This window comes from Streptomyces sp. NPDC088246, from assembly GCF_044741025.1.
GTDB lineage: Bacteria > Actinomycetota > Actinomycetes > Streptomycetales > Streptomycetaceae > Streptomyces.
The window spans coordinates 1-3,501 of sequence record NZ_JBIURV010000147.1 but is presented as its reverse complement, the minus strand read 5'-3'; the positions used below and the strand labels follow the sequence as shown (position 1 = coordinate 3,501).

At 67.6% G+C, this 3,501-nt stretch carries 1 protein-coding gene; it reads left to right on the top strand.

Annotation, left to right across the window (positions count from 1 at the left end; genetic code table 11):
* Positions 1 to 3,501: amino acid adenylation domain-containing protein (locus ACIPEK_RS46375; RefSeq protein WP_402008997.1), on the top strand; the 3,501-nt coding region annotated here is incomplete at both ends.

Genomic DNA, 3,501 nt, shown 5'->3' with positions numbered 1-3,501 from the left:
CCCCGACCACGCCTGCTACATCATCTTCACCTCCGGATCCACCGGACGCCCCAAAGGCACCACCGTCACCCACGCCAACGTCACCCGCCTCTTCAGTGCCACGCAACAGCGCCTCCCGTTCGGCCCCGACGACACCTGGAGCCTCTTCCACAGCTACGCCTTCGATGTGTCGGTCATGGAGATGTGGGGCGCCCTCACCACCGGCGGACGCCTCGTCGTGGTCCCGTACCTGACCAGCCGGGACTCGGAGGCTTTCTACGCACTCGTACGCGACCGGTCGGTCACGATGCTCAGCCAAACCCCTTCTGCCTTCCGCCAGTTCGAAACGGTCGATGCGGTGGAGGATGGGGAACTGGCCCTGCGGGCTGTGCTGTTCGCAGGCGAGGCGCTGAACCGGGCATCGGTGCGCCGCTGGGGCGCCCGTCACGGTTACGCCTCGCCGCTTCTCATCAACCTGTACGGCATCACCGAGACCACCGTGCACGTGACATACACCGAGGTGGACGAGGGCCAGCTCGACGGTACGTTCAGCCGGATCGGCAGGGCGCTGCCCGATCTCCGTCTCTACGTCCTGGATCCGTCGAGCGATCCGAGTCCGATCGGTGTCGTGGGGGAGCTCTATGTCGGCGGGCCCGGCGTGACGCGTTGCTACACAGGCCAACCGGCACTCACCGCACAGCGTTTCGTGCCGGACCATCTCGGTCGTACGCCTGGGGCCCGGCTCTACCGCAGTGGGGACCTCGCCCGCTGGACGGCCTCCGGCGACCTGGAATACCTGGGACGGGCCGACGCCCAGGTGAAGGTGCGCGGCTACCGTATCGAGCTGCCGGAGATCGAGGCCCGACTGGGCCGGCAGCCCGAGATCCGGCAGGCCGTCGTGGTCGTCCGGGACGATCTCGGCGGCCACACGGACCTCGTCGCCTACCTCGTACCGGAGCCGGACGTCGGCCGGCCCACCACCAGTGAACTCCGCGACGCCCTCGCCGGTCACCTCCCCGACTACATGATCCCGAGGAACTTCGTCTTCCTCGATGCCCTCCCGCTCACTCCGCAGGGCAAGCTCAACCACCGGGCTCTGCCCGCTCCGGCGACCGAACGCCCGGAATTGGAAGCCGAGTTCGTCGATCCGCTGTCCGCGACGGAGGAGCTGCTCGCGGGGATCTGGAGCAATGTTCTCGGCGTCGACCGGGTCGGCCGCCACGACAACTTCTTCGACCTCGGCGGCGACTCCATCCGCAGCATCCAGGTGCTGGGACTGGCTCGTACCCAAGGGGTCGGTTTCGAGTTGCAGGACCTCTTCCGTACGCCCACCGTGGCGGGGCTGGCCGAGGCCGCCTCGACCCATTCGGCATCCGAAGCTCCGCAGCGCGACCGTGAGCCGTTCTCCATGGTGAGCGCCGAGGACAGGGCGCGGCTGCCACTGGGCCTCGTGGACGCCTATCCGATGGCGGAACTCCAGGTCGGCATGATCTACGAGATGGAGCTGGACCGTGAACGGCTGCCGTACCACAACGTGGACAGCATGCGCATCAACGGCCGGTTCGACGAGCGCAGCTTCAAGGAGGCGCTCCGCCTGGTCGTGGAACGCCACCCGATACTCCGCACGTCCCTGGAGCTGAGCGGCTACAGCGAGCCGCTCCAACTGGTGCATGCCACGGCGGAGATGCCGTGCGTGGTGTCCGATCTGCGCGCACTCGACGACGAGGCGCAACAGTCGGCGATCGCCGCATACGTGACCTTCGAACGCTCCCATGTGTTCGACCACTCCCGGCCGCCGTTGCTACGGTTCGGCATCCACTGGCTCTCCGACGATGCGTTCCAGTGGACGGTGACCGAGCACCACGCCATTTTCGACGGCTGGAGCCTTCACTCCACGCTCGCCGAGATCACTGGCCTCTACCACCGGCTCGCGACCGGTGCCGGCACGGTCGTCGCCCTGGACCCGCCCGAATCCGCGTACCGCGACTTCATCGCGGCGGAACGGGAGGTGCTGCGCTCGAAGGAGAGCGAGGCGTTCTGGCTGGAGCGGCTCACGGACCGGCCCACGGGCCGGCTCCCACGCTGGCCTGACCGGCACGACGCCCGGCTGGCCACGCCCGAGCGCGAGAACGAGTGGCGGGTGCTGCACACGGCGGAGAAGCACGGCTCGATCGAGACGCTGTTGCCGGCGGAGCTGTGCGACGAGCTGCTGGCGCTGGCCAAGCGTTGTGGGGTGCCGCTGAAGTCCGTGATGCTGGCAGCGCATCTGCGGGTCATGAGTCTGGTCACCGGAAACACGGACGTGCTGGCCGGTCTGTCGTCCAACGGACGGCTGGAGGAGGCCGGGGCGACCGAGGTGCGGGGGCTCTTCCTGAACACCGTCCCGTTCCGGCTGGAGCTGCCGGACGGCAGTTGGCTGGACCTCGTACGCGCGGTGTTCGAGGCCGAGCAGGACATGCTGCCCCACCGCAGATACCCGCTGGGGGCGTTGCAGCGTCGTATGGGTGGCGAAGCCCTGTTCGAGACCAGCTTCGTGTACAACCACTTCCACGTGCTCACCGACGAGTTCGGTGAGGGTCGCCTGACGATCGTGGACGGGAAGATCGACAGCTTCAGCACGCTGCGTGCCGAGCCGACCAACTTCCCGCTGAGTGTCGGCGTGATCCGCAATCCGTACTCCACACGGCTGCTCCTGAGTCTCGACTACCACCTCGGTGTTCTGGTCGAGGACCAGGTGGCGTTGATGCGGGATTACTACGTGCGGGTGCTGGAGTCGATGGTCTGCGAACCGGACACCGCGTTCGGGGACGTCGTCCTGCTGGGAGACACGGAGCGGGAGCTGGTGGAGTCGTGGGCGGGTGACGGCGGAGAACTCCCGGTCGGCGCGATCCACGAACTGGTCATACGCCGGGCACTGGAGACCCCCGACGCCGTGGCCGTCGTCTGCGACGACAACACCCTCACCTACGCCGAACTCGTCACCCACGCCGCCCGGATCGCCACACTGCTGATCGAGCAGGGCGTAGGACCCGAGCATTGTGTCGGGGTCTGCGTCGAGCGATCCCTCGACACCGTGATCACCACACTCGCCGTCCTCATGGCCCACGGCGTCTACGTCCCCCTCGACACCGCCTTCCCCACCGACCGCATGCACCACATGCTCACCGAAGTCGGCGCCACCCTCGTCCTGACCCACCAACCCACCCACGACACCGTCCCCCACGGCCCCTGGCACACCCTGAACATCGACACCCTCCAGGCCGCCACCACCACGCCGGACCTCGACCACACCCTCGCCCACCTCCCCCAACACCTCGACCCCGACCACGCCTGCTACATCATCTTCACCTCCGGATCCACCGGACGCCCCAAAGGCACCACCGTCACCCACGCCAACGTCACCCGCCTCTTCAACGCCGTCCAACAACGCCTCCCGTTCGGCCCCCACGACACCTGGACCCTCTTCCACAGCTACGCCTTCGACTTCTCCGTCTGGGAAATGTGGGGCGCCCTCACCACCGG